Here is a 25,366-nt window from a genome sequence, read left to right on the forward strand (position 1 = left end):
TTATTCCGGCATAGCTCAGTTGGTAGAGCACCTGACTGTTAATCAGGTTGTCGACGGTTCGAGCCCGCCTGCCGGAGCTTTATAATGGAGAGTTGTCCGAGTGGCTGAAGGAGCAGCATTGGAAATGCTGTAAACGGGTACTAACCTGTTTCGAGGGTTCGAATCCCTCACTCTCCGTTTAAATAGTATGACCCGTTGGTCAAGTGGTTTAAGACACCGCCCTTTCACGGCGGTAACATGGGTTCGAATCCCGTACGGGTCATTTTTGGAGGATTAGCTCAGTTGGGAGAGCGTCTGCCTTACAAGCAGAGGGTCACAGGTTCGAGCCCTGTATCCTCCATTAGATAACAGAACACTTTAATTATGGTCCGTTGGTCCAGTTGGTTAGGACGCCTCCCTGTCACGGAGGAGATCACGAGTTCGAGTCTCGTACGGACCGTTGTTATGTTGTTAACAATTTAATACACAACAAACATATATTACATGATGGTATGGCTCGGTAGCTCAGTTGGTAGAGCAATGGATTGAAGCTCCATGTGTCGGCGGTTCGATTCCGTCCCGCGCCATTCATGGTGGGGTAGCGAAGTCTGGCTAAACGCGGCGGACTGTAAATCCGCTCCTTCGGGTTCGGTGGTTCGAATCCACTCCCCACCATCATAGGGATATAGTTCAATGGTAGAACAACGGTCTCCAAAACCGTCGATGTGGGTTCAACTCCTACTATCCCTGTTTGTAATGTAATGGCGGTATTGGTGAAGTGGTTAACACACCGGATTGTGGTTCCGGCACGCGTGGGTTCGATTCCCACATACCGCCCTAGATTGGGGCATCTTGATTTATTCAGCTGGTCCAATCAGATTGGATAGGCGATTATGGTGGTATAGCCAAGTGGTAAGGCAGAGGTCTGCAAAACCTTCATCGTCGGTTCAAATCCGATTACCACCTTTGACTGGGTGTATCCAATCAGCATTTTTTTGCCGGAGTGGCGGAACTGGCAGACGCGCTGGACTCAAAATCCAGTGACCGTTGAGGTCGTGTGGGTTCGAACCCCACCTCCGGTATAAGAAGTTTCATCTCGGGAGTCATCGCATTCGGCGATGGCTTTTTTTGTGTAGTTTTTAAGGTGTTTTACAAGGAATTCTCTGTTTGTTCCCACTTTTGATTGGCAATATCCTTAAACCTGAAGTCAAAATTCAGATGTTAGGGATGTTAGTTGTGCAAAAAAGATGGTGGCAAGCGGCCTTGGTCCTTGCAGGGTGTTTCGCTGGTTGGCAGTTGACTCAGATGGGGGCTCAGGCGAGTTATAACGCCATGTTCGCCCGGGAAGGGTACTTCTCAACGCATGAGCGGTTAGATGCGACCAAGACCTATGACCGCAAGATTAGCCGCTACAAGTCCGTTTACGTGACAGAAACAGCTAAAGGCAAGATTCGTAATGCAAGCCTGATGTTCTATGCCAAACCGCAAGGGAAGCATTTTACGCATTATGCGAGTCACTGGATCAATGTCCGGACCTTACGCAATGGGAAACTCTATGCTTACAATGATCAGACCGTTTATGGCAACTACTTAGTCGCCTACCATGAGTTTGGTCGGGGGCATGGGACGACCATCTATGCTGGTAAGCGGCCGGTGAAGCTGCATTACTCCAAAAAGGGTAATCTGCTCTTTACCTATCAGAAACAAGCGCTGACGGTTCATTTGAGCTCGGGCCAGGTGAATTTGAACGGTAAGGCAACGAGCGCTAAGGCTAACCGGACATTTAAACGGGCCGTTCCCACCAAGGGGAGCCGGACTAGTTGCCTGATTGCGGATGCTAAGTGTTATCTCGGGGTGCCTTACCGGTATGCTGGTCGCGATGCCTTTGGTGGCTTAGACTGCGCTTCGTTCGTTGACCAGGTCTACCTGGATGTTGAGCACCGTGATATTGGTGGCATGACTGGCGTGCAGCAGAAGTTAGGTAAGCACGTCGCTGTTCGTCATGCTAGGAAGGGCGATCTTTTGTTCTGGCAGATTGCTGGGCAGAAATATACGTATCACGTTGCCATGGCCATTGGGAAGGGCAAGCTGATTGAAGAGGCTGGCAAGTCCGTGCACGTTTCGAAGATTGCGAACCGGCACCCACAGTTTGCAATTCATATGAAGTAATTAGAGAAGCCACCTCCGTGTCTGTTGGATGTGGCTTTTGCTGTTTGAAAGCCGATGTTGAATAGGCGTCAGTCCAGGATTACATACAGATAGCCAGTTCTTATACCGGAGGTGGGTTTCGAACCCACGTGACCAATAGGGATGTGAGGTTAAATGCCTTATCCGGATGACGTAATGTTTGTGGTCACATCCTATGGCATTGGCCTGCGAATAGGACTTATCCGGGTGATGTTGACCGTGCCAAATTAGCGCGGAAATTAAACTATTGGTGAGTTTGAACCAGATAAACGAAATAAGCGGGCTAAGATTGCGTGTTGGCAATCTTGGCTCGCTTTTCGTCTACGGATTAAGCTGGGGACGTAGGGCGCTTAGACGGACGCCTAGTGCCTTAATTTTAGGCAAAAGAAAAACCCTAGCTGGACCGGCGGCTAGGGTTTTGCAGGTATTCGTCAATGTTAAGATAGTTGCGAATGATTAATCGTTGTAGGCGTCTTGTAAACCGACCTTGTCTTGGTGGTCGATGGAGGCGTAACGATCGGAAGCGTACATCACGCTGTCTTTGCTAGCAGAATGGCTTAAGCCAAGTGCATGGCCAATTTCGTGGGTAGCAACGTTCGTCCGTTGGTTCTTGGTGTAACCGTACTTGGTTAATAAGCTACGGTTCAAAGTGGACTTAGCGGAAACGATTTTGTTGTCGTCGTTGCCTTTGTTTAAGTAAGAGTAGTTGGTGTAACCGGCTAACTTGCCGCTCTTAGTGCTTAAGGATTGGGAAGAGGTCAAGGTGATGTCGGCCTTTTCACTGCCCTTAGCAGCTTTTAATTGAACAACGCCAACTTTGTTCCAACGCTTAACGGCGTTCTTCCAAACACTCTTGTAGTAAGAAGACGTGTTGCTCGTTTTGTATGTAATCGTGGTTTGGTCCCAACTGCCCCAAGAAGGCGTTGGTTCACTGGTAGCTGCGGCGAAGATGGTTGAGCTGCAAGTGGCTAAGGTGACAACCAAGGTGGCGATGACTAAGACGGTCCATTTAACAATTTTCTTTAACATTTTGAATACCTGCTTTCTTTTAAATCCGAATGATTTGCATTTCAATTGCTTACTATCTTATTGACTATGGTTAGTATAAAACGAGAAGCAAAAGAGTTGGACGGACACATCTGGTGGGGTGGACAGTTTCTAGGGGACAATATTACTAATGTGGCTAGGACATGTCCCATTTAGGCGATTGTGTGGTGACAAATGGTTACACAATAGGGATTGTGGCCGTAAGTGGACTAACGAATCGACCGCTAATTTCGTGAATTTAGACCACAAAAAGCCCGGTAGAATCAACCGCTTTCAACGATTGCTCTGCCGGGCTTTAGCCAGGATATCAACAAAAATATCAAAGTGTAACGAACATTGCGTACAAGATAACCGTTAAACTAGTCAGAAATCACAAATATTTGACCGCCGTGCCGTATGCGGCAACTGATTGCATATCGGTGCCAATTGACCCGGAATCGAACCGCATCATGACCACGGCATCCGCCCCCATGTTGGCAGCATTTTGCTTTAACCGATCAACCGCGACGTTCCGTGCTTCATCCAACATCTTCGTGTAGTCCTTGATCTCACCACCGACGACGTTCTTCAGGGATGCCCCGATGTTGCGAATCACGTTCTTGGACTGCGTGGTTAACCCAAAAACTTCGCCGATGACCTGGTACTCCTGACCAGGGATGCGTTCCGTTGTTGTAACAAGAATATCTGCCATTTAAATTCCTCCTCTATGACTGTTTTCACTATACCTAGTGGGGAACGAAAAGGCAAGGTCGACCGCTTGGATGGTCCAGATGATGGTCAGTGGAAACCGACAACTAGATCCGGGTAAACGCGAAATCGTTAAAAACGATTGGACGCACTGGTATGACTAGCGTTCAGATGGATTTTTATTAAATGACAAGTCAAATTTCGAAGGATTAAGCTGAAATTACGGCTTATTAATAATAAAGACTGTTAATCTGGGAACGTACGTGTTACATTAATAGGCGTGGAAAGCCTGTAACTAAAGGTGCCACAGAGGAGAAATAACAATCATGAAAATGTTCAAGACGGAAGATGAGTCACAAAAGTACCAAGAAACCTGTGACCTCGGTAACGCCGAATTAGATTGGCCGTTGGACAACGCTAAACGTGACCTCGTTGTAAATTTCTTTGTAGCACAGCACGCCTACCAGGCAATTTCCAAGCAAATCGAAAAAACCTTTCACGTTTCATTAGCCTTTTATCAACAGCATCATAGGTTCTATGTTGATATCAGCGATCTAACCCATTACCGCATGGATTTTCTGAGCACGACGGGGCGGTTTCTCCGAGAGGCGGTCGATGCGACCTACCAGTTAGAAATTTGGGACCGCGAGTCTCATCGAAAGCACGCTTACTCTGGCGAAGAGCTGATCCGGATGGATTGCGAAGATCTTAAAAAGGGGACCGTCGTGGAGACGCTGACGTATGGTCGCTTGGATTGCCGGGTACGGCGGACATTTTCCTTGCAAAACGGCCACCTCTTCTGGGATAAGGAGCAGTTTTACGTGGCGGGCAAACCGGTTGAGCTGATCGACGGCCTCATGATTTTACAACAACGCTTAACTGAGGAGACTGTTTGGTTTAGCAAGGGATTGTTTCGGATTCGCGACTTTACCTGAGTACCAGAGCTCTGGAGAAACTTCCAGGCGCTTACATAGTAGTAGAAAGGCAACAAAAAATGCCCAATCACGTGTTGTGGTTGGACAGGTTAATTGGCGGTCGAGTGTAGTGACAAACGATTGGTGAGTGCTTGTTGCGTCGCGGTGATTTGGCCCCGTAAGAGGTCCTTGTGGGCGACCGCAATCACGTTATTCAGGCCCCGGAGATGCGTGGTCACGGCTAAGATATGGTGGTCGACCAGGTAGATGGGTTCCGGCGCAATCGTGAGGTCCCAATGGTGTTCTGCGTGCACGGCAGTCTTGGGCAGGCCCAAAGCCACCGCTAAGTTTTGACAAAAGTGATCAATCAGAGCCGCATCCACGATTCGGTTACCGGTGAGGGCGGGTTGAAACTTGCCGCTCAGGATGTCGCCAATCACTTTGATTTCCGTCATTTTGGTTCCTCCATTACTAGATGATGCCTCATTCTAGCACGGTTTAATCGTCAAACGGTAGTGTGTTTGCTTGGGTTTAGCGAAACTTTAAAACTCTGTGGTTAAACAGTCAAGTAAACGAATAGTTAACGAAGAATTAAAATGCCGGCGAGCAACTGACACAGTCCTGAGAAGACCAGCCGGTAACGCACGCTGAGACGTGGTTGTAGCCACCAATGGGCAGCCACGATAAGAATGAGGGGCACTAAGCGCCAGGAGAAGCCGAGAACAACTAGTGAGAGCACAAAAATTATCGGTGTAATCAGGGTCAGCCGCCAGTCCCGTTCGCCCGTTAAATAATAAGGTTCAAAAAAGGTCAAGTAACTGGCCATCAGGGGGAGTAGTGGCGTTAAGAATTGCACGGCAAGGTAGTGATTACGCAGGAAGAAGAGCAAGACGGGCACCCCGTAGCCGGCTAACACACTGAAGACAATCAGGCCGTACGTCGATTGCAGGCCCAACTGGGGGATGCAGGCGAGGACCAGGAAGATGCACAGCAAGAGGGCGAATGCCTGGACCAAATGATCGTTCGGTGCCGCTAAGATGCCGAGGGTCGCCGCGGCCACCACCAGGATCGGACCAATGTGTGACTGGAAATGGCGTTTCAATAATAGGAAGATACCCGCAGCGACCAGGACCCCGTAGCCGGCAAGGTAGAGCTTAACGTCCGTGCCCAGAGGGGTGCCTGTACTGGTGGTCGCACCGGCTAACCACCAAAGAATGTTTTGACAAATTGTGAAGCAGAACAGCTGTTGGACCGTTCGGTTTTTGAAGAAGGCCATGAGAGTGGTCATGGAATCGCTCCGTTTCGACTGGTTATAGTATTGCCTTTTATCTTAGTGATAAATCGGCCGTTGGTCAACGATTGTTTACGGATTTTTTGGCGGCTTCCTTTTAAGTCGGCCGGATTTGTGTTAAAATTCTTGAGTTATGAGTCAATTCCCGATAGGATTCACGAACCTTGTGAAGCTGCCTTGTAACCGAATGGCGTCGAGATTATCGGTCAACTCGCCGTCAACACTATCTAGGGGGAATATCCATTGCAAGAAAGACATTTATTTACTTCGGAATCTGTTTCTGAAGGCCATCCCGACAAAATCGCCGATCAAATCAGTGACGCCATCTTAGATGCGATGCTGCGACAAGATCCAGATTCACGGGTTGCCTGTGAAACGTCCGTTACGACTGGCCTCGTCCTGGTCTTTGGTGAAATCTCAACCAAGGCCTACGTCGATATCCAAAAGGTGGTTCGTCAAACCATCAAGGAAATCGGCTACACGGACGGTCAATACGGGTTTGACGGCGATAACTGTGCCGTCCTCGTGGCCATCGATGAACAATCACCTGACATTGCCCAAGGGGTCGATGACTCTTTGGAAACGCGTGAAGGTGACGAAGATCCATTAGACAAAATTGGTGCCGGCGACCAGGGGTTAATGTTCGGTTATGCCGTTAACGAAACGCCTGAATTGATGCCTTTACCAATTGAACTGAGTCATGCGTTGATGCGGCGGATTGCGATGCTGCGGAAGACCAACGTCATTGACTACCTGCGGCCAGATGCCAAGGCCGAAGTGACGGTTGAATACGATGACAACGACCGCCCATCACGGGTTGACACCGTTGTGCTGAGTACCCAACATGATCCTGACGTGACCTTGGACCAGATTCGCCAAGACGTCATCGATCAAGTCATTAAGCCAGTGATTCCAGCGGAGTTGTTGGATGACAAGACGAAGTATTTCATCAACCCAACCGGTCGTTTCGTTATCGGGGGTCCTCAAGGGGATGCCGGATTGACGGGTCGGAAGATCATCGTTGATACCTATGGTGGGGCTGCCCATCATGGGGGTGGGGCCTTCTCCGGGAAGGATGCCACCAAGGTTGACCGTTCAGCTAGTTACGCTGCGCGGTACATCGCCAAGAACATCGTGGCTGCTGACTTAGCCACCAAGTGTGAGGTCCAAATTGCCTACGCGATTGGGGTGGCGGAACCCGTTTCCGTTTACATCAACACGTTTGGCACGGGGACCGTTGCTGAAAGCAAGCTGAACGCCGCGGTGCGTGACTTGTTTGACCTGCGTCCAGCCGGTATCATTCAGATGCTCGACTTGAAGCGGCCAATTTACAAGCAAACCGCTGCGTACGGTCACTTTGGTCGGACGGACATTGACTTGCCATGGGAACACCTTGACAAGGTTGACGCTTTGAAGGCTGCCGTTAAATAAACCACTGAAGGGTCTGGGATAACTTCCTGGGCTCTTTTTTTACGCAAATTTACTGATGGCCAGTACCTGGGCTTTTTCGTTATTTTGAGTCGTGCCCCTTGTATTTTCAGGACGAACCCGCGATAATTGGTATATTACTGAAAAATCAGAAATTGGGCAGTAGCAGCAATTGGCTACGTAAAACCGTTGGTGGTGGGGCCAGCGTTAGGAGGAAATTATGAATAAGAAACAAACGAACGTTGCCGTTGTGACGGGGGCTGTCTTCGTGGCAACCTTCATGTCCGCCATTGAGGGGACCATCGTCTCCACCGCAATGCCCACCATTGTCGGTGATCTACACGGGGTGGCCCTGATGAACTGGGTCTTCTCGATTTTCCTGTTGACCAGTGCACTGGCGACCCCCATCTATGGCAAATTGGCCGATACGGTTGGCCGGAAATTGGTGTTCCTGGTCGGCCTGTTTATCTTTGTCCTGGGGTCGACGCTGTCGGGGATGTCCCACAGCATGGAAACGCTGATTGCCTGGCGCGCCTTACAGGGTATCGGGGCCGGGGCGATTATGCCCGTCTCCTTTACGATTCTAGCCGATATTTACCCCGTCGAACAACGGGCCCGGGTTATGGGCTTAAACGGCTCAGCGTGGGGAATAGCGGCCGTGGTGGCACCCCTGTTGGGTGGGTTCATCGTCGACCAGTTGAGTTGGCACTGGATTTTCTTTATTAACATCCCAATCGGCATCATTACCATGGGGCTCATTTGGTTCTACTTAAATGAATCGACTGAGCGTAAGGCCTTTTCAATGGACTGGTTTGGCTCACTCTGGCTGTCCGTTGGTTTGTTAGCGATGATGCTGACGTTCCAGCTGCTAGGTGAGGGTGAAATCAACGTTCTGTGGGTCGTCGCCGGGTTTGTCGTGGCTGTCGTGGCCTTCTGGTTGTTTATTCGCCAGGAAAAACGAACGGCCGACCCGTTGATTCCCATGACACTGTTTGCCAACCGGACCTTTGTCATTCAAAACCTGATTGCTGCCCTGTTAAGTGGTTTCATCATGGGCTTTGAAGTGTATTTGCCAACCTGGACCCAAGGGTTGTTAGGCCTGTTGGCGTCCCAAGCCGGGTTTGCCATCACGCCCAGTTCACTGATGTGGATTGTGGGGTCATTTATTGCGGGTAAACTCCTATTAAACCGTTCCCCCTATAATATCGTTAATATTGCGTTGACGCTGGTCCTGATTGGGGCGGTCACCATGGCCCTGATTCCAGCTAGCACGCCGTTCTGGTGCTTCTTCGTGATTGCCGCCATCTGTGGGACCGGCTTTGGGATTACCATTACCACCACGACCGTGACGGTGCAAAGTAAGGTGGCCGTTGACGAGGTGGGGGTCGCAACCTCATTTAACACCCTGTCCCGGACGCTGGGTCAGACCATCATGGTCTCCGTCTTCGGCATCATTATGAACCTGGAGATGGCGCGCGGGGTGGCGAGTCATCCTGGCACGACCATGGGGATGATGAACAAGTTAATTAACCCCCAAACGGCCAAGGAGTTGCCAGCACACCTGCTGCCAACGTTGCATGGTATTCTGTACCAAGGCCTCCACGTGATCTTTATCGCGGGTGCCATTCTGATTCTCGTGTCCTTTGTCGTGAACTTTTTTGACCGCAAAGACACGGAACAGGTCACCGGTCATCAGGGGTAATTAGTCCCGTTTTTAATTAATTTACGGTATAATAATGCTAAACGACCAAAAAGTGGAGGCGATAAGATGTTTGAAAGTAATCACGCGCGGTATGCCAGTTATGGCACAGTTGCGGCCTTGCCAGGCGATATGATCGACGCTGTCTGGCAGATTATTGATCACGACCTCCAGGGGTTGTTTCCGTTAGATAATCTGTTAACATTTAGACTGCACAATAATCAGGGCAACACGACCTTTGAGTACGTCCAAACGGATGATGATGACGTCACGTTACGGGCTGGGTTCGACACGCAGTTTGGCTATACGCCGGAGTTGCCGGAAACGGTTCTGGCTTACGATGACGGCGACAGCCAAATCATTCTGTTACCATCCGAAACCAACGAACATTAGGGCTAAACTGGTCGTTGTCAGCGCCTCCGGGCTGGTGAAGACTGGGCCTGGCCGTGTCCGTTCCCGACGGCGAGCTCAAGGTGCCCTGCTGTGGGGCCGGTTCCAGCCGAAGAGCGGGCTTCCACCTCAACTTTGAGCCTGAAGCCCGGTCTCAAAGGTTGTCCCATGGGCTAGGCTGGGAAAATACCCCAGCCAAGGCCATCGACACAGCCGGGCACCTTGGCTCGCCTCTGGTCACTTCCACGACCGACCCAGTTTTCCCAGCCCCGCGGCTGACACGGGTTTGGCCCGCGTAATGTTCGTTTGGTATTCGTTGGATTTCATCATTTAGTTGGTGACTTGGCTAAAATTGTCATAAATGTATATCGAATTTTTATTGAATCTGTGGCTTTTCGCTGCGGATTCTATTTTTTTGCAATAGTAGACGGCAACTGTCCGGCGAACAAAAACACCAGCACGTGTCGGCTGGCCGACGGTGCTGGTGAAGAGTTAAAACGTATTATTGGATTAAGCCAAAGTGGCGTAGGCCGTGGACGATGCCGTCCGTGGTGTTGCTGGTGGTGACGTAGGCCGCCTTGGCTTTTGCTTCGGGGACACCGTTGCCCATGGAGATGGGGACGTCGACCTCGTCGAACATTTGCAGGTCGTTGTAGCCGTCGCCAAACGCGTACGTTTTAACGCCCTGTAAGCCGGCCTCGGTGATTAGCTGTTGAATCCCGGATTGCTTGCTGACGCCGTGGACCATGGTGTCTAGGCAGCGGGGATTGTTCCGGACCAGGTCGAGCTGGTTAGCAAATTTTTCTTGATACGCCCGATCCTTATCACGGTTAAAGACGTTAATGAAGTTAATATCTTGGTGTTGGTACCAATCGGCATCGACGACCGGGTTCAGCCGCAACAGCTGAAAATTTTCGACCGTGTCCGCGTTGGCTTGGCTCAACCGGAAGCCTTGGCTGGTGTAGTAGGCCAGGGGGTCACCCTGGGCCTTAGCGAATTCTGTAATGGCTGTCAGCGTGGGCTGGTCAATGACCGAAGCCGTCAAACGTTTGCCCTCGAATTGGACGTAACTCCCGTTGGCGCCGACGACGGAATCAATTCCCGTGGCGTCCAACACATATTGAATCTCAAAAATGTTTCTTCCTGTCGCAATAACTGGTAAAATATGATGTTGTTGCATTTCGTGAATGGCAGCGATACTTGCTGGCAAAACATTCTTGTGATCGTCAAATAACGTGCTATCCAAGTCAAAAAAGACGATTGCTTGATACATATTTAGCCTCCTAAATGCTGATTCTCTACGGTTCTATTATACAGCAAGAGCCAAAGTTAGCGAAATGAGGGAAATTTTTTTGCCGCATAAATGTAGTAGTCGCCATTTTTATGTTACACTATATCTTGTATTTTTAATTAAAGAGGGGCTATCATGGTGATAATTACAGCTGGAATGATCGGTGTCGGTAAAACGACCCTTACTGGAAAGATTGCGTCGCACTTGGAAACTCAAGCATTTTTTGAACCGGTTGGTGATAACCCGGTTTTGCCACTTTACTACCGGGATCCAAAGCAATACGGATTTTTATTGCAAATTTACTTTTTAAACAAACGGTTTAGCATGATCAAGCGGGCCCTAGCCGACGATAACAACGTCCTGGACCGTTCCATCTACGAAGATGCCCTGTTTACACGGGAAAACAACGCGGAAGGTAACATCACGGATACTGAGCTCGAAGTTTACTTAAACTTGCTCGACAACATGATGAATGAACTGAGCGAATTGCCAAAGAAGGCCCCAGATCTGTTGGTCTACGCCGACGCTGACTTCGATACGATTTTACACCGGATCAAGAAGCGTGGTCGGGACTACGAACAATTCGATGACAACCCAGAGTTGGAATCTTACTACAAGAAGATGTGGACCGCTTACCAAGGCTGGTTTGCCGACTACGATGTTAGTCCTAAGATCAAAATTGACTTACAAAAATATGACTTGGACGTTCCGGGCAACACGGAATTAGTCCTGGGTCAAATCGATGACGCCTTGAAGGAAATTCGGAGCGACGCCACGGTTTAATGATTACTGAACGCAATGCCAACTCGTTAGGAGGGGGTGTTGCGTTTTTTTACGGCGAATTATTCTGTTTTCATCTGATTATGCTTGATGATTTTCAGTGATTTAGAAAATTAATTAATACCAGGAATCGGCTGAATTTTAAACATAATAAGCCACCCTGGCGGTTAATAGGGTGGTTTTTAATGTTGTTTGGCTTGCGTTATAATGTTTATCAAGGAACTATATTAGGGGGTAATTATTTGTTTAAGATGGGAAGTAAGAGCGCGGTACTACTAATGCTACTAGGAGCTGCGGTTGGTAGCTTGGCTGTTACGAGTGCCAGTGCCAAAACGTTTAAATCATATCCGTGGAAGTATGGGCTTAAAAAGCATGGTGTTTGGAAAGCACCAAGAGACGATGCTGCGCCACTATATTATACGAATACCAAGAAAAACGGGTACATATGGAATAAGAGTTTCACTAAGAAACTGCATAACATTAAAAATTATCAATACACCTCTTGGTATGCAAAAAAATCTTTTAAGCGTAACGGGAAGGTTTATTATCAGGTCACTGGGAATAAAGTATCAGGCTACGTCTGGCATGGTTACTTAGCGCCAGCTATTTCTAAGCAAATTGGCTCGTTCAAGTCAGATAGCAGTTATATTAACTATTTAGAAAATGATAAATCTCAAAAGTTGTCCCGAGCTGTTTTGAAATATTTCCCTGGAGCAACAATCAGCTTAGATTTATCTCGTCGAGGAGCTGGTCAATTTGTAAACAACAGAGCAATGACAACCAGTAATTATACAAGTGTTATCAATTTGACGTCACTCAGCCATGAACTAAAAACATCATATGGTAGTACGTATAGCGAAACAATGATGAATACACTGGATTTCCCTATAACTTCAACTAATGCGCATGTTGCAAAAGAGGTTAATCGTATTCTTGTTAAGAATGGCTACACACAGAAGAAAATTAAAGGTCTAATTAATCAGGGATATAAGCTTGGAATTTACATCAATGGTGGTACAGGAATTACTGCTGGTAAGAAGGGCTATCCTTGGACAATTAACACGAATACAAATACGATGAATACTTCAGCACTGTACTTGGCAAAATAATAGGCTGTTTCTGTTTACGATGAACGAAAACCAGCAATCTTACATTACGTAGGATTACTGGCTTTTTTATTTTTACCATTAACTATTTTGTTATTCAGTAGAAAACTTAGCCCAACTTCTTTTCAATGTTAGCTAAGGTGACTTCTGCCGTATCGGCGAAGACCATGTCGGCAGCGCCTAGTTCAGTAGAATCGCCGATACCCAGTGAAACTTCACCGGCAGCGTTGATGGCTTGGACCCCAGCAGCGGCGTCTTCCACCCCGATACACTGGTTAGCTGGTAAGTTCAGTAATTCCGCACCCTTAGTGTAGATTTCTGGATCTGGCTTGCCGTGGGTTAAGCTGGCTGGGTCAACGATCTTAGGGAAGTAGTCGGCCAGTTCCAATTTGCCCAAGACGCGAGGGGCATTCTTGGAGGCGGAAGCTAAGGAAAGTTGGTAGCCCTTAGCACGTAAATCATCCAGGAAGGCCTTCATGCCGGGTAAAATGTTAGCTGGCGTCATCTTGTCCACTTCAGCCACGTAGTTCGTGTTCTTTTGAGCGGCCAATTTTTCCTTTTCGGCTTCGGTGTAGTCGTTTTCCTTGCCACCGGCCTTTAAAATCATTTCCAAAGAATCCATCCGGCTAATGCCCTTTAAGCCGTTGCCCAGTTCTTCGCTCCAAGCAACGCCCAGTGAGTCGGCGAGTTGGTGCCAAGCGGTCCCGTGCAAAATGGAGGTGTCGGTGATGACACCATCGAGGTCAAAAACGAATCCTTTAATATCAGCAAACTTTGTCATGAAAAAACACTCCTTAATCGGTTATGGTTTGTGAAACGTTAGGTTTTAGTGAAACAGTTTGTTGCCCAATTTGAATAGTAGCGGCGTGGTCGGCTTGCACCGTGACGTGATGGTGATCGATGTCAAAGGTGTAGCGCGTGCCACGTAACAGGTGTTGGAACTTAACGGCTTGCCAGGCCTCGGGGAGGTGCGGGTTGACCGTTAAATGGTCGCCCAGGGCATCGACCCCGGCATAGTAGCGCGTGGACATCAGGGTCACGGCGCCCATGACCCCGAGGTGAATCCCCTCGGCTGTGGTACCCCCCTGAATGTCGTAGTAGTCGGAGAACAGCGCCTGCGAGAACAATTGCCAGGATTGGTCCATGTTGCCGGCCATCGCTGTCAGCGCCGCATAAACGATGCGTGATAGGGTGGAGCCGTGCGTGGTCCGGTCGAGGTAGAATTGCAGGTTCTTCAGCAGATCCTGTTGCGGTAGCTCGTAGCCTAGCTGCTTGAGTAATCCCAGCACTTGCGGGGCGTCCAAGTTGTAGAAGGCCATGAGCGCATCGGCTTGTTTGGCGACTTGGTAGGCGTCAGGTGTCTTGCCCTCGGCCTTTAAAATGCGGTCCATCCGCGAGATGTCGCCGTACTTGGCCCGGTATTTAGTGAAGTCGAGCCTTGGTAGCTTGAAGTATCCCTCGAACTGACCGATGATGCCCTCCGAGTTGATATCTAGCTTAAGGTGGTGGCTCACATCGTTAAATTGTTGCCGAACGGCCGCGGTGACGCCCGTCTTGGCATCCACCGTTTTCAGGGTGGCGGATGGTAAGCCTTGCCGTAAGTGATCGAGCTGGTTAAATAACCAGGTTACCATTAAATTGGTGTAGGCATTGTTCGCCAGTCCGGTCGTATCGGCATTGGGATAGTTCTCGTGGAATTCATCGGGACCCATCACGCGGTCGATGGTGTAGCGGTGGTCGGCGTTGTCCAACTTAGTTTTACTGAGCCAGAACTGGGCAATTTCTTGCAGCATTTCCAGCCCGTATTTCGCCATGAAATCCGTGTCACCGGTGATGCGGTGATACATGATGACATTGTACGCGATGGCCAAAGACACGTGCCGCTGCAGCGACGAGTAGTCCGGGTCCCAGGTGTTGGTCAACGGATTAAGGTGGGTGACTTGCGATTGCTCGTCGCCGACCTCACCGGATTGCCACGGGTACATGGCGCCGGCGTACCCCGCGTCCTTGGCGTTTTGCTTAGCGGCTGGTAGCCGGCGGTAGCGGTACATCAACAGTTGCCGCGCCAGCTGGGGGTCGTGTAAGGCAAAGACGGGCAGGTCGAACATTTCATCCCAGAAGACGTGGCCCCGGTAAGCTTCACCGTCGAGGCCGCGGGCGTTGATCGACGCGTCAATTTTTCCGGAGCGAATGGCCTGGACCGCCGAGAAGAGGTGGTAGAGGTTGACCCGCGTCAATTTTTGCGACGTGATGTCACCGGTGATCTGGAAATCGGCGTCCGCCCAGCGCTTCTGCCAGTAGGCCGTGCTGCTGGCCAGGGTATCGGCGAAGCTGGCCCGTTGCAGGTCGGTCATCGCCGCCTGGAGCACGTCATCGGTCGTTTCTCGACTAGTGAACAGGACGATGTTTTTCTCAAAGGTGTAGGTCTGTTGTGGTTGCACGTCGACCGACCGCATCTGCCGAACCTGTTGCTCGGCATGGGGACGGCCGTCGCTTGGCGTGGCTAACGCCTGACCGGGACCCGTGAGATGTGAGCCCAGGGCGAGGTCAACGTGACTGGCCCGCGTCTGCGCCTCGAGGAAAATGCTGTCGGGCTGCTGGCTGGTGCCGGTCACGCGTAGGTGGTGTTGATCAAAGGCATTATAGCGCGATACGTTGCCGTTGACGACGCTCCCGTCGATGGTGGAGTAGACCTGCAGGCTGCCCGCGAAGTTCAACGGGGTGATGCTGTAGCGAATCGCCAGACGGTGCCAGTCCTTAAAGTTGGCGAGCTTGGTCGTCTTGATTTGCAGACTGTGACCGGTGGACAGCTGAACCAACATGGTCGTGGTCAGCGTCCCGGTGTGGAGGTCCAGGCTACGGTAGATGTCCTGGATGTCAGCGGCCTTAATTTGAAACGGGTTCTGGTGGTCGACGCCAAAGGAGAGGGCCTGCGCATTGGGCAGGTTGACCAAATCTTCGTTGGTGACGGCACGACCGTTTAAATTGGTCGTTAGCTGGTCATACAACCCAGCCGTGTACATGCCGGGATAGTTGTCGGCGTCGGCGTGGGCTTCGGTATAGGCGCCCCGCAGGCCAACAAATCCGTTACCGACCGTCAGCATGGCCTCTTGGCCGTAGTTGCGTTTGCCTTGATACTGGCCGTAATAGTCCAGATGCCAACTGAGGTAGTCGCGCTTGGCCAGTAGGGCAGCGGTCAATCCCTGTTGGGCAATCGCTTGGTTGCTGACAACGGGGATGTTCAACATGTTGGTAATGGCCAGGCCAATATCAATGCGTTGGTGGTTGATGCCGACGACGGTGTCGGAGAAGGGGTAACTTAGGGCGTTATCCACGACCGCGGCGTCCACGTCGAGTCCCGCCAGCTTGAGGCGCAGGTTCTCCAGGTTTTCCCCAATGGTCTGGTCCGAGTTGTAGGCAATAATAAACTGCCGCTCGCCAGCAGCGTCCGTCGGGTGATAGCTCACTTCCAAGGAGTCGTCTAAAACGTGCAATGTAATCATTTTCAAAGCGATATCGTCATCCTTTCTGCTAAATGATAGCGTATTCTTCACTCTCAATCTTAGGCTAACCCTACGCAATTAGCAATTATTTCCGTTGAAAAACGCAAAATTTATTAGTCCGATGAACGCCTAAATGGCGCAATTGCAACCGATTGCAGTGATTGGACGTGGTTGGGTCAACGTCCGGCCAAACTGGCAAAATGGCCCAAAAAACCGACTCCCCAGAAAATCCAGGTAGCCGGTTGGTTTTAAAATGCATTTAATGATGTGTGCGGTCGGTCAGAATCTGGTATTAGGCTTGCAACTAATCAATGGTCCAAATAGCTGAACTGCTGGTTAGTTGCAGGTGCGGCGGAAAATAACCGGTGAATGCCATGTTAGTGACCAGAGGCGGATCAAAGTGACCAGCTGTGTCGGTGGCCTTGGCTGGAGTCTTGTTTCAGCCTAGTCCACGGGACGATCTTTGAGACCGGTCCTCAGGCTCAAAGTCGAGGTGGAAGACTGCTCTTTGTCTGGAACCGACCCCACAGCAGGGCGCTTTGAATCCGCCGCCGGGAACGGACACGAATTCAACCAGGTTCATTTTTGACCGTCTAGTTGACGATGTACAGCGGGTCTTCGCCCTTGTCAACGCGAACCGCGTTCTTGGCAACGATTGCGGCCATGGCGTCCCGTGCTTCAACCGTGGCGTTCCCCACGTGAGGGGTCAGGATAACGTTCTTCAGGCCCTTGAAGCCGTCGTCAACGTTAGGTTCTGCTTCGTAAACGTCCAAGGCAGCGCCAGCTAATTCGCCAGTTTGTAAGGCTTCTAGCAAGGCAGCTTCGTCAATGACGGGACCCCGAGCGGCGTTGATCAGGTAAGCAGACTTCTTCATCTTCTTAAATTGTTGTGCACCGATCATGTGATGCGTTTGATCGTTCAATGGGCAATGTAAGGTTAAGACATCGCTCTTTTCCAAGACTTCATCCAAGGTGGCGTAGGTGGCGTTCAAACTACCTTCCGTAGCGGCATCTAGGGGATGACGTTGCGTGTAGATAATCTTCATGTCAAAGGCGGCCATCCGTTTGGCAACGGCTTGGCCAATTTGACCCATACCCACGATCCCTAAGGTCTTGCCGGCCAGTTCGTGGCCCAGGAAGAAGAGTGGGGACCAACCGTCGAAGCCCTTGGTGCGCATCAATTTGTCACCCTCAACCATCCGGTGAGCCAACGTAATAATCAAGCCAGTCGTGACTTCAGCGGTCGAAACCGTGGAAACCTTGGGCGTGTTGGTGACGGGGATGTTCTTGGAACGGGCGTAGGCGGCATCAATGTTGTTGAAGCCGGCCCCATAGTTGGCAATAATCTTTAACTGAGGATCGGCATCGATAACGTCCTTGTCCACCTGAGTAGAAAGGGGCGTGATCAAATAATCCTTACCGACAATCCGCTTTAACAACTCGTCCTTCGTGATTAATCCACTGCCAGAATAGCTTTCAACGTCAAGTCCGGCATCGTTTAAAATGTCCAAAGCTGACTGGGGAATTGGTGCAGTTACTAAAACACTGGTCATGAGTGTCACTCCTTCAGTAAAATTTCATTTCACACGTCCATTGTAATCGTTTTCATAGAAGAAAGCATCCTCTGCTGAAAAATTTTTCGAAAAACGCCGCCAAACGTGGTAAGCTGTGAAAAGTAACTGGACCTGAAAGGGGAAGCGACTGTGAAAGTTTTAGCAATTATGTTGATCACCATCCTGACCGCTGGATTAGTGGGCGGCACCATCTGGTTAATGTTGACGCTGGCACTGGCCGCCTGGCTGGAGGTGCTGATTGGCGCCGTGGGACTGGTTTTGGCGACGGTGATTAATTTGGCCATCTTCTGGTTTCTCTGGCCCCACCCCGCCCCCAGCGAAGACGACGAGGACTAACGCTGGGCTGATAAAAAGGCGCCTGGTCGCATCCGTTCCCGCCGGCGAGCTCAAGGTGCCCTGCTATGGGGCCGGTTCCAGCCTGAGGGACGGGCTTCCACCTCAACTTTGAGCCTGAGGAGCGGTCTCAAAGGTTGTCCCATGGACTAGGCTGAGAAAGGACCCCAGCCAAGGCCATCGACACAGCCGGGCACCTTGGCTCGCCTCTGGTCACTCCCACGACTGGCACCTTTTCATCAGCCCTGTCGCTGTCACTGGTCGAGCCTTGGTGTTGTGTTGCAGGTGTGCAAGCGCGTTCCCGCCGGCGGATTCAAAGTTCCCAGCTATGGGGTCGATTTCAGCCTGAGGGGCGGGCTTCCACCTCAACTTTGAGCCAAAGAGCGGTCTCAAAGGTTGTCCCGTGGGCTAGGCTGGGAAAATACCCCAGCCAAGGCCACCGACACAGCTGGGCACTTTGATTCGCCTCTGGTCACTGACACGGTCCGTGCTGGTGTATTTTCACCGGCTTCACAGCTGAGCTGACACTGGTTAGCTCCGGTCGGCATGCTACTAGCCTTCGATGGGGGCTGGGGTGTGAGCCATTCTGGATATTTGATTATTTTTCCTTCCTAATTGTGTTGTGTAATACTCAGGAAGATTAGTGAGTGGATGAATCGACACTAGTTTAGGTTGGTCGTTGCAAGTATGAGTGGATAACTAGATTGCCGCAACAGGTATGTGGAAAGAATCAGACCAGTAAAGGTCGATTGACCAAATTTCCGCTGTGTCAGCCGATAGGGTGGGAGAAATGGGTTCAGCCGTGGGATTTTCTGAGAGTTCCTCTCAGAAAATGGCGACTTTGAGACTCGACTCTCAGAGGCTCAAAGCGAGCCAGAAGACCGCTTTTAGGCTTCTGGCGTCCTGCCCACCGCGTTCCGACCCATTTCTCCCACCCGGCAAGGCGAGTCAGAGCCGAAAATTTAGTCAAAAAAAGACCATTACGATAAGTCGCAATGGCCAAAGAGTAAGGTTACAACATAATTGGGGGATTATGTTGTAAAAAATTTCATCTACTTTGGGGGAGTAAAATGAAATCTGTCTGTTGAATGAGGACAGAAGCCTCACGCGTAAGTAAGGTAAATCCAAACTTACCCGCAACTCTATAGTAGCGCATTCCTCAGAAAATTGCCATTAAAATATAAATATTTTGCTAAATTGATTGGCTAACGGTTGCGGACAACGCTTTGTGGTAGGCCACGGCCGATTACCCAGTTAGTTAGGCGAATCAACAAAAGTGAGAGGATGGTTTTACGTGTCAGAAAAAACGTTAAAAGTGGGTAGTTTCACGGTTTGGCTGTGGGTGATCCTACTCGTCATTATTTTAAATATCGTACAATTACCATTGGTTTTCTTGGGTAACGGAACGGTAGCCGTGCGCCTGTTGTGGTCGGTCGTTTACCTGGTTGGGTTCGCGGCGGTCATCACTTTGGGCCTGTGGGTCTATCACCGGGTTCATCCGGTTAAATATCAGCGATTGGTGGCGAAGGATTGGTGGTTGATGGTGCGGGGCTACGTCTTCGTGATTGTCGCTCAAATTCTCTTGGGATTACTTAACAACCTGTTCTATCATCAAACCAGCACGGCTAACAATCAGGCGATTGCGTCCTTCATGAATCAGGGACCGTGGACACTGGTTCTGCTGAGCTTGACGGCAGTTCTGGCGAGTCCCGTCATTGAAGAGGTGACCTTCCGGGGCCTGCTAGTCGATGGCTGTTTCCCCGCCAACATGTTTTGGATTCCCATTGTGGTCAGTGGGGTGGCCTTTTCCATCGTGCATATGAGCAGTAACCCCATTAGCTGGCTGATTTACGCGGTCATGGGGGGCACATTTGCCTACGTTTATAAGCGGACTGGTAAGCTGCAGAGCCCGATCATCCTGCACGGGTTTAACAACCTGATTGCGGTAGGGGCCATGTTATTGTCGTTACACTAGACGGATTAAGCCGATGTAAAATTAAAGCCGCTCCTGTCGCGAGGCTACTTGCTTCGTTGACGGGGAACGGCTTTTTTTGTGCATTAAAGATAGAAAAATCCGGTCAGCCTCATGGAGGATGATCGGATTCGGTTAAGCTTGTTTATCGACTTGCTTAGCAATCTTGCGTTCTTGGCTGACCGTATCGAGTTGACTCTTAACGGTGACCAGTTCGCTCATCATGCTATCAATTTCGTCGTTGGACATGCCCAGCAACGTTTGACATTGACCGATACGGGCATAAACTTCGTCACGCTTTTCTTCGGCCATTTCGGTAAGGTGGATGAGGACTTGACGTTCGTCAGTCCGACTCCGGACCCGTTCGACCCAGCCCTGCTTTTCCAATCGCTTGAGGAGGGGCGTTAACGTCCCACTATCCAGCTCGAGGCGCTCACCTAGTTGGTGGACGGTGAGCGGTGCATCTTCCCACAACACCAGCATTGCGATGTATTGCGGATAAGTTAAACCAAAGGGTGCCAAGGCACTTTGGTAAAAATGGTTGAACTTCTTGCTGGCAGCATAAATGGAGAAACACAGCTGTTCATCCAGTAAAATTGGGGTAACTTTCGGCATGGCACAGGCCTCCTTTCAATTACTTTCCAGAGTATTGTATACAATTAAATTGCCGCGTGCAAGTAATCGGCCTCTCATTTAAGCCAATTGTTGGTATTATCAACCAGAGAAAGTTAGGAAACTTCCCCCAGGTTGGTAATAACGTAACGCCTAAACAATTATATAGCATATCTACTGGCAAGTTCAATGATTATTGATGAAATAAGTTCTTGCTATTAGTAAATGTCTGGTGCGTGACCAGTAGTTATTGGGGATTTCGGATAACTTTAGAGATTGCCGACCGCGTCCTTCAAAAAGTGACTCCCAAATTCGCGTTCGGCAGGGGGACAATCGTCATGGTAACGAATTGGAAAAAGTGACACGTTTCTTAAATGAAAAGCTAAGTTAGTTAATCGAAAAAACTCTATCGCTAAGTATAGCAGAGAATCTGTAAAAGAAAAGTAAAATTAGTGAAATTACTAAATGTAAGCGTGATTAGCTAGGGATGATGTGATGATAAATAATCACAATGTAAAACGGTTATCAGATGATAGTTTGATTGAATATAACGGCTAGTTTATGCTGAGAATGAAACGTAACAATATTGGTTTTTCCCCTATACGATTTACCTTGATATTTACGTAGGATACGTTACAATGTGGGTGTAGAGCTATTTATCCACATTATCTGATGTGTGAGGAAATGGTTTGGTGCCTTTCTCAAAGCGATGGGGTAGATAACCAGAACAGTTTGCGGATTCTGTTCGAGGATTTATGTATAAGATGTGCTTACTAGGGAAGGACAACTGCTGAGAAGCAGAAACCATAAGGAGGTCGCGAATCATGAAACACGCAGTGATCGGTGAAGCTAAGGAACATTACAAGGCTTATAAGGCAGGCAAGCAATGGATTTACGCATGTATCACAGTTGTTGCTGTCGGTTTGGGCTTGGCGGGGGCCAACGTTGGTACGGCGCAAGCAGCGACAACACCGGATGCTGAACCAGCTGCGAGTGAAGTGGTTCAAACACCAACGGCCGAGAAGCCGGCAGAGAACGTGACGACTTCTGAGAAGCAAAACGAGGAGCCAGCGGGTGACAAGCCGGCCGCACAAGAACCGGCGAATAAGGATGATGTCAAAGATGAAAACGGTTCCACTGACGGCGCTAAAGTGTCCAATCCTGACGTGAAGGATGACGTCAAGGCGGATGAAGAAACTAAGGAACAATCAGAACAAGAGAAGCCTGCTACTGGGGATCAGGACGTTAAGACACCTGGGACAACGGTGACTGATTCGACAACGACGGAACCAGATAAAGTTGTGAAGACGGATGACACGCATGTTGCTGTCACCCCAACCGATTCCCTTGATCCTGTGACACCACCAGTACAGAAAAAGATGTTCATGATGGCTCGGGCGGCGGTTGCACCGGTAATCACTCGGTGGCCTAATACCTTGCCAATTGTTCATGTTGACCGTACCGCAGAATGGTGGGACAACGTTAACGGAAAGAATGCTGCTGAATGGATGCCAGATGCAAACTTGCGGCAAGCAATTGAGGGATCAATTAATCAAGCATACAGTCTACATGGAGAATATATGGTAACGGATGAAAACTTATGGTCATTTGCTGGATTTGATGGTAATGATTATTACAGCCATGGTGTCGATATTTATAACAGTCAAATTAAAGGACCGATTGAGACTCTTGAGGGATTGCAGTACTTTACGAACCTGAGACAAATTGAATTGAGTGATGCAGTTCCGCTGTCAGGAATGATTGATTTCTCATTCGCCCCTAATTTAAACAACTTCAGAATCTATAACGAGAGCCATACGCCGGCAGGTTGGAATGTGTCAGCCGACTATGTTTTGTCGCACTTCTTTAGCAAGAATCAGAACCTACAATATCTTTGGTTGAATAATCTTAACCTTACGGGGAGTTTCCCGGACACGTCTAACAATCCTAATCTTTATTACATTAGTTTGGATGACAACCAGCTCACAGGGAGCATACCTGATTTAAGTAACTTACGTGATTTAATGGAGGTCAATGTTGATAACAATCAGATGAGTGGTCAGTTGCCGGATATGACCAATTGGACGATTAACACCTTACATGCAGGGGGGAATCGTTTTAGTGGAGAATTACCAGATATTAGTATGTTGGATGCCTTGGACTATTCCAATAATATGATTTCTACCGGGATTACGCCGGGGTCTTATACTGGATTCGTTGTAAGTAGTGGACAAAGCCTGGTCAACAAACACTACACATTGACCAACGGAAATAATAGTTTCGATCCCACCCAAGGAACCTTCTCTAAATTTATCAACTTCTCAACGGGCGAAGTTGATAATAGCGTTCAGCTAGAACCCGGAACCTTTAAGAACGGCAACATCGTTGTGTACTCCACTGAAGGTACTGAGGGTGTTATAGATCATAATGCCTGGGCGGCAGATAAGGTTGACGCCTCTGACTGGTTTACCATTAAAGCCAATCCAGATAATCCAATGGGATTCCTGTTGGTGGCTAAGCCAGGTGCTAAGAACGGAAACTATGTGATTAAGGTTGTTCAAAAAGGTGGAAGCAGTCGGGATTCAAGCGCCTGGATTGATTTCTCAGTAACCAATAATATGACGAATACGGTAACGCCAGTCACGCCTAACACACCAGATCCCGATGCTAAGACCGGGACGATTACGGTTGTCAGTGTTAGTGATAAGGGTAAAGTGCTTAAGACCCAAACGATTGCGGGTAACATCGGAGACACCTTCAACATCGATGCTCCAAGCATCACCGGCTACAAGGTCACTGGCAACCCGAACGCCACCGGGACCTATACGGCGGACGGCCAGACGATCACCTTCACCTACACGAGTGATGGCACCGTCAAGACCGGTGGAGATGGTGCCACGATTGACGACACGACACCTGCTGACAAGGCGACGGCCAAGACCACCAAGGGTGGCGCCGCCGATACGCTGACGGGGACGAAACAGGGAACCAAGCAAGTCCAACAAGCCCAACAAGCTGCCAGTCAGAAGCAAGCACCAGCGACAAGTCTCAAGGCCAGTGGTCAAGCGGCCACGGTTACCCCAACGGCCACGCCAGCTACTGACAAGCAAGCCAACAAGACCGTCTTACCACAAACGAGTGAAGCTAATGGTAACTACGTCTTAGCCGGCATTGCCACCTTGATTGGTGCGCTGGGTCTCGCCGGGCTCAAGTTAAGAAAACGGGGGTAAGCCTCTATAGTCAAAAAATAGCATCGGTTTTAAACGAAAGCATTGGCCGCTTAGCCGGTGCTTTTTGGTGGACGGGCATAACGAATTGGTCACTGGTAAGTTAGATAAACGGTTAAACGGCCATGAAATAGGCCTGAGTAACGCCACTAACAGTTAACTGTGATATTTTAGACTTGTTCCTAATCCTGATGGGGACGGTAATATAAGGCCACCGGCGGTAGGATTGACCGTTGGTGGTTTTGTTTTGCGCAAATTTTGACACGAAATGGGGGATACCCATTGTTCCCGCCGCAGTGACCCGGTATACTGGGATTATTGAGGAGGCCTGGTCAATGGGACGTTGGATACCTTACATAGTTGTGAGTCTCATTTGGCTGGCGCTGAGTTGGCTCGCCGCGGCGCAGCACCACTACCGGCACTTACTTTGGTGGCTGGGGTGTTGGGGCCTGGCCACGCTGACCTGGACGCCCGTGGCGTTTTCATTTGGTAGCGACACGGTGGGCCAAGTGACCACGCACTGGATTGCTGGCGGTATCTGGGTTCTGCGGCCGTTCGAGCGGGCCAGCATGGACACGTCCTTTTGGCTAAATATCGTCATGACGATACCGCAGGGGATGTTACTGGGCGTGAACTGGCCGCGCCTGCGTTGGCCCCAGTGGTTATTGGCAGGGTTGGCGACCGGGCTGACTCTGGAAACGGGGCAGGCCTTGGGCAATTGGCTGGTGAGCCTGGGCCGGTGGGTCGACATCAATGACGTGCTGACCAACTGTCTGGGCGTCGTGCTGGGCGCTGGCCTCACGTGGTGGGGTCGGCAACGCATTCAGGCTAGAAAATAAGGGGGAAACAAAATTGTTTATGACAACTGGTGGGCTCAACCGGGCGCACGCGATTCAAGGAATCTTAACGGCAACCACGAGCACCATGCTCCGGTCGGAAAAACCGGATGAATTTTCATTGTTTGATAAATTATTCGATGAGGCCAAGCAAAAATTAATGCAGCAGGCACAGGACGCTGATGCCGATGGCTTAATCGAGGTGCGCTTCAATACGGAGGTCGTCCGCATGAACGTGGCGCCGAAGTTTTTGGTCGTTCACGCCTACGGAACTGCTGTAAAATTTCCAAAATCAAAAAAAGTTGAATAAAGGGGTTCCCTTTTATACAACTTTAGTGTAATATATTATTTGTTGTTGAGTTGCCCCGATGGCGGAACTGGCAGACGCGCAGCGTTCAGGTCGCTGTTTGAGTGATCAAGTACAGGTTCGAATCCTGCTCGGGGCATTATTGAAACAATTAGAAAGTTTTAGATAAAGAGGAATCCCGTTAAATCAGCGTTTAAAGGGAT

21 protein-coding genes, 12 tRNA genes and 1 riboswitch are annotated in these 25,366 nt (G+C 49.7%); of the genes, 24 read left to right on the plus strand and 9 right to left on the minus strand.

Annotated elements, in window-relative coordinates; genetic code table 11:
- The first annotated feature begins 4 nt into the window (after positions 1-4).
- The 12 genes from EKM84_RS13355 (at position 5) to EKM84_RS13410 (ending at position 2,148) form a co-directional block, all read left to right on the plus strand.
- A tRNA-Asn gene (locus tag EKM84_RS13355) sits at positions 5-77 on the plus strand.
- 9 nt (positions 78-86) lie between these two features.
- Positions 87-177: transfer RNA gene (locus EKM84_RS13360), tRNA-Ser, on the plus strand.
- A 12-nt stretch (positions 178-189) separates the two neighbouring features.
- Positions 190-262, plus strand: a tRNA-Glu gene (locus EKM84_RS13365).
- Positions 263-267: 5 nt separating this feature from the next.
- Positions 268-340, plus strand: a tRNA-Val gene (locus tag EKM84_RS13370).
- A 25-nt stretch (positions 341-365) separates the two neighbouring features.
- Positions 366-439, plus strand: a tRNA-Asp gene (locus EKM84_RS13375).
- Positions 440-493: 54 nt separating this feature from the next.
- Positions 494-566 (plus strand) — tRNA-Phe (locus EKM84_RS13380).
- Positions 567-571: 5 nt separating this feature from the next.
- Positions 572-654 (plus strand) — tRNA-Tyr (locus tag EKM84_RS13385).
- 4 nt (positions 655-658) lie between these two features.
- Positions 659-729, plus strand: a tRNA-Trp gene (locus EKM84_RS13390).
- 14 nt (positions 730-743) lie between these two features.
- Positions 744-816, plus strand: a tRNA-His gene (locus EKM84_RS13395).
- A 58-nt stretch (positions 817-874) separates the two neighbouring features.
- Positions 875-945, plus strand: a tRNA-Cys gene (locus EKM84_RS13400).
- Positions 946-976: 31 nt separating this feature from the next.
- Positions 977-1,061 (plus strand) — tRNA-Leu (locus tag EKM84_RS13405).
- 154 nt (positions 1,062-1,215) lie between these two features.
- The gene (locus tag EKM84_RS13410; protein WP_164511410.1) at positions 1,216-2,148 is read left to right on the plus strand and encodes a C40 family peptidase; all 933 of its coding nucleotides are present in this window, start codon (positions 1,216-1,218) and stop codon (positions 2,146-2,148) included.
- 474 nt (positions 2,149-2,622) lie between these two features.
- Here the strand turns inward: EKM84_RS13410 and EKM84_RS13415 are convergent, their stop codons facing one another.
- Positions 2,623-3,195 (minus strand): matrixin family metalloprotease, encoded by a 573-nt coding sequence (locus tag EKM84_RS13415; RefSeq protein ID WP_125766177.1) that lies wholly within the window; start codon positions 3,193-3,195, stop codon positions 2,623-2,625.
- Between the two features lie 388 nt (positions 3,196-3,583).
- Complete coding sequence (locus EKM84_RS13420; RefSeq protein WP_125766178.1) at positions 3,584-3,904, minus strand: heavy metal-binding domain-containing protein; 321 nt, start codon at positions 3,902-3,904, stop codon at positions 3,584-3,586.
- 322 nt (positions 3,905-4,226) lie between these two features.
- On the opposite strand from EKM84_RS13420, the gene EKM84_RS13425 reads away from it, so the two are divergent.
- Positions 4,227-4,835 carry a hypothetical protein gene (locus tag EKM84_RS13425; RefSeq protein ID WP_125766179.1) on the plus strand — a complete coding sequence of 203 codons (609 nt, stop codon included), beginning with the start codon at positions 4,227-4,229 and terminating at the stop codon, positions 4,833-4,835.
- Between the two features lie 89 nt (positions 4,836-4,924).
- Here the strand turns inward: EKM84_RS13425 and EKM84_RS13430 are convergent, their stop codons facing one another.
- Complete coding sequence (locus EKM84_RS13430; protein WP_125766180.1) at positions 4,925-5,269, minus strand: hypothetical protein; 345 nt, start codon at positions 5,267-5,269, stop codon at positions 4,925-4,927.
- A gap of 125 nt (positions 5,270-5,394) precedes the next feature.
- A complete protein-coding gene (locus EKM84_RS13435) occupies positions 5,395-6,102 on the minus strand; it encodes a hypothetical protein (RefSeq protein WP_125766181.1) in 708 nt (235 codons plus the stop codon).
- A gap of 129 nt (positions 6,103-6,231) precedes the next feature.
- Positions 6,232-6,351, plus strand: a riboswitch (SMK box riboswitch).
- Between EKM84_RS13435 and metK the strand changes: the two genes are divergently transcribed.
- The 3 genes from metK to EKM84_RS13450 all read left to right on the plus strand — a co-directional run bounded on the left by metK (position 6,349) and on the right by EKM84_RS13450 (position 9,625).
- A complete protein-coding gene (gene metK, locus EKM84_RS13440) occupies positions 6,349-7,536 on the plus strand; it encodes a methionine adenosyltransferase (protein ID WP_125766182.1) in 1,188 nt (395 codons plus the stop codon). (Overlaps the previous riboswitch by 3 nt.)
- Before the next feature lie 217 nt (positions 7,537-7,753).
- Entirely contained in the window at positions 7,754-9,235 is a 1,482-nt protein-coding gene (locus EKM84_RS13445; RefSeq protein WP_125766183.1) for an MDR family MFS transporter, read from the plus strand.
- Positions 9,236-9,301: 66 nt separating this feature from the next.
- Complete coding sequence (locus EKM84_RS13450) at positions 9,302-9,625, plus strand: DUF960 domain-containing protein (protein WP_125766184.1); 324 nt, start codon at positions 9,302-9,304, stop codon at positions 9,623-9,625.
- A 499-nt stretch (positions 9,626-10,124) separates the two neighbouring features.
- Here the strand turns inward: EKM84_RS13450 and EKM84_RS13455 are convergent, their stop codons facing one another.
- Positions 10,125-10,895: a Cof-type HAD-IIB family hydrolase gene (locus EKM84_RS13455; protein ID WP_125766185.1), complete on the minus strand. Its 771-nt coding sequence runs from the start codon at positions 10,893-10,895 to the stop codon at positions 10,125-10,127.
- 153 nt (positions 10,896-11,048) lie between these two features.
- Here EKM84_RS13455 and EKM84_RS13460 point away from each other — a divergent pair, with 153 nt between their 5' ends.
- Positions 11,049-11,696: a deoxynucleoside kinase gene (locus EKM84_RS13460; RefSeq protein ID WP_125766186.1), complete on the plus strand. Its 648-nt coding sequence runs from the start codon at positions 11,049-11,051 to the stop codon at positions 11,694-11,696.
- 239 nt (positions 11,697-11,935) lie between these two features.
- Positions 11,936-12,802 carry a D-alanyl-D-alanine carboxypeptidase gene (locus EKM84_RS13465; protein WP_125766187.1) on the plus strand — a complete coding sequence of 289 codons (867 nt, stop codon included), beginning with the start codon at positions 11,936-11,938 and terminating at the stop codon, positions 12,800-12,802.
- 106 nt (positions 12,803-12,908) lie between these two features.
- Here the strand turns inward: EKM84_RS13465 and pgmB are convergent, their stop codons facing one another.
- The 3 genes from pgmB to EKM84_RS13480 all read right to left on the minus strand — a co-directional run bounded on the left by pgmB (position 12,909) and on the right by EKM84_RS13480 (position 17,855).
- The gene (gene pgmB / locus EKM84_RS13470) at positions 12,909-13,580 is read right to left on the minus strand and encodes a beta-phosphoglucomutase (protein WP_125766188.1); all 672 of its coding nucleotides are present in this window, start codon (positions 13,578-13,580) and stop codon (positions 12,909-12,911) included.
- Positions 13,581-13,593: 13 nt separating this feature from the next.
- Positions 13,594-16,308 (minus strand): glycoside hydrolase family 65 protein, encoded by a 2,715-nt coding sequence (locus EKM84_RS13475; protein ID WP_125766189.1) that lies wholly within the window; start codon positions 16,306-16,308, stop codon positions 13,594-13,596.
- A 587-nt stretch (positions 16,309-16,895) separates the two neighbouring features.
- The gene (locus EKM84_RS13480) at positions 16,896-17,855 is read right to left on the minus strand and encodes a 2-hydroxyacid dehydrogenase family protein (protein ID WP_125766190.1); all 960 of its coding nucleotides are present in this window, start codon (positions 17,853-17,855) and stop codon (positions 16,896-16,898) included.
- A gap of 150 nt (positions 17,856-18,005) precedes the next feature.
- Here EKM84_RS13480 and EKM84_RS13485 point away from each other — a divergent pair, with 150 nt between their 5' ends.
- Together EKM84_RS13485 and EKM84_RS13490 are read left to right on the plus strand one after the other, a co-directional pair.
- Positions 18,006-18,212, plus strand: coding sequence for a hypothetical protein (locus tag EKM84_RS13485; protein WP_125766191.1), 207 nt, complete (start codon positions 18,006-18,008; stop codon positions 18,210-18,212).
- Between the two features lie 1,291 nt (positions 18,213-19,503).
- Positions 19,504-20,184: a type II CAAX endopeptidase family protein gene (locus EKM84_RS13490; protein ID WP_125766192.1), complete on the plus strand. Its 681-nt coding sequence runs from the start codon at positions 19,504-19,506 to the stop codon at positions 20,182-20,184.
- 132 nt (positions 20,185-20,316) lie between these two features.
- On the opposite strand, the gene EKM84_RS13495 is transcribed toward EKM84_RS13490, so the two are convergent.
- Complete coding sequence (locus EKM84_RS13495; protein WP_125766193.1) at positions 20,317-20,796, minus strand: MarR family winged helix-turn-helix transcriptional regulator; 480 nt, start codon at positions 20,794-20,796, stop codon at positions 20,317-20,319.
- An 821-nt stretch (positions 20,797-21,617) separates the two neighbouring features.
- On the opposite strand from EKM84_RS13495, the gene EKM84_RS13500 reads away from it, so the two are divergent.
- The 4 genes from EKM84_RS13500 (at position 21,618) to EKM84_RS13515 (ending at position 25,302) form a co-directional block, all read left to right on the plus strand.
- A complete protein-coding gene (locus EKM84_RS13500; protein WP_125766194.1) occupies positions 21,618-24,023 on the plus strand; it encodes a MucBP domain-containing protein in 2,406 nt (801 codons plus the stop codon).
- Positions 24,024-24,355: 332 nt separating this feature from the next.
- A complete protein-coding gene (locus EKM84_RS13505; protein WP_125766195.1) occupies positions 24,356-24,859 on the plus strand; it encodes a VanZ family protein in 504 nt (167 codons plus the stop codon).
- A 19-nt stretch (positions 24,860-24,878) separates the two neighbouring features.
- Positions 24,879-25,166, plus strand: coding sequence for a heavy metal-binding domain-containing protein (locus EKM84_RS13510; RefSeq protein WP_373300840.1), 288 nt, complete (start codon positions 24,879-24,881; stop codon positions 25,164-25,166).
- Between the two features lie 52 nt (positions 25,167-25,218).
- A tRNA-Leu gene (locus tag EKM84_RS13515) sits at positions 25,219-25,302 on the plus strand.
- Positions 25,303-25,366: the final 64 nt, after the last annotated feature.

Origin of the sequence: Levilactobacillus mulengensis (assembly GCF_003946045.1) — a bacterium.
GTDB lineage: Bacteria > Bacillota > Bacilli > Lactobacillales > Lactobacillaceae > Levilactobacillus > Levilactobacillus mulengensis.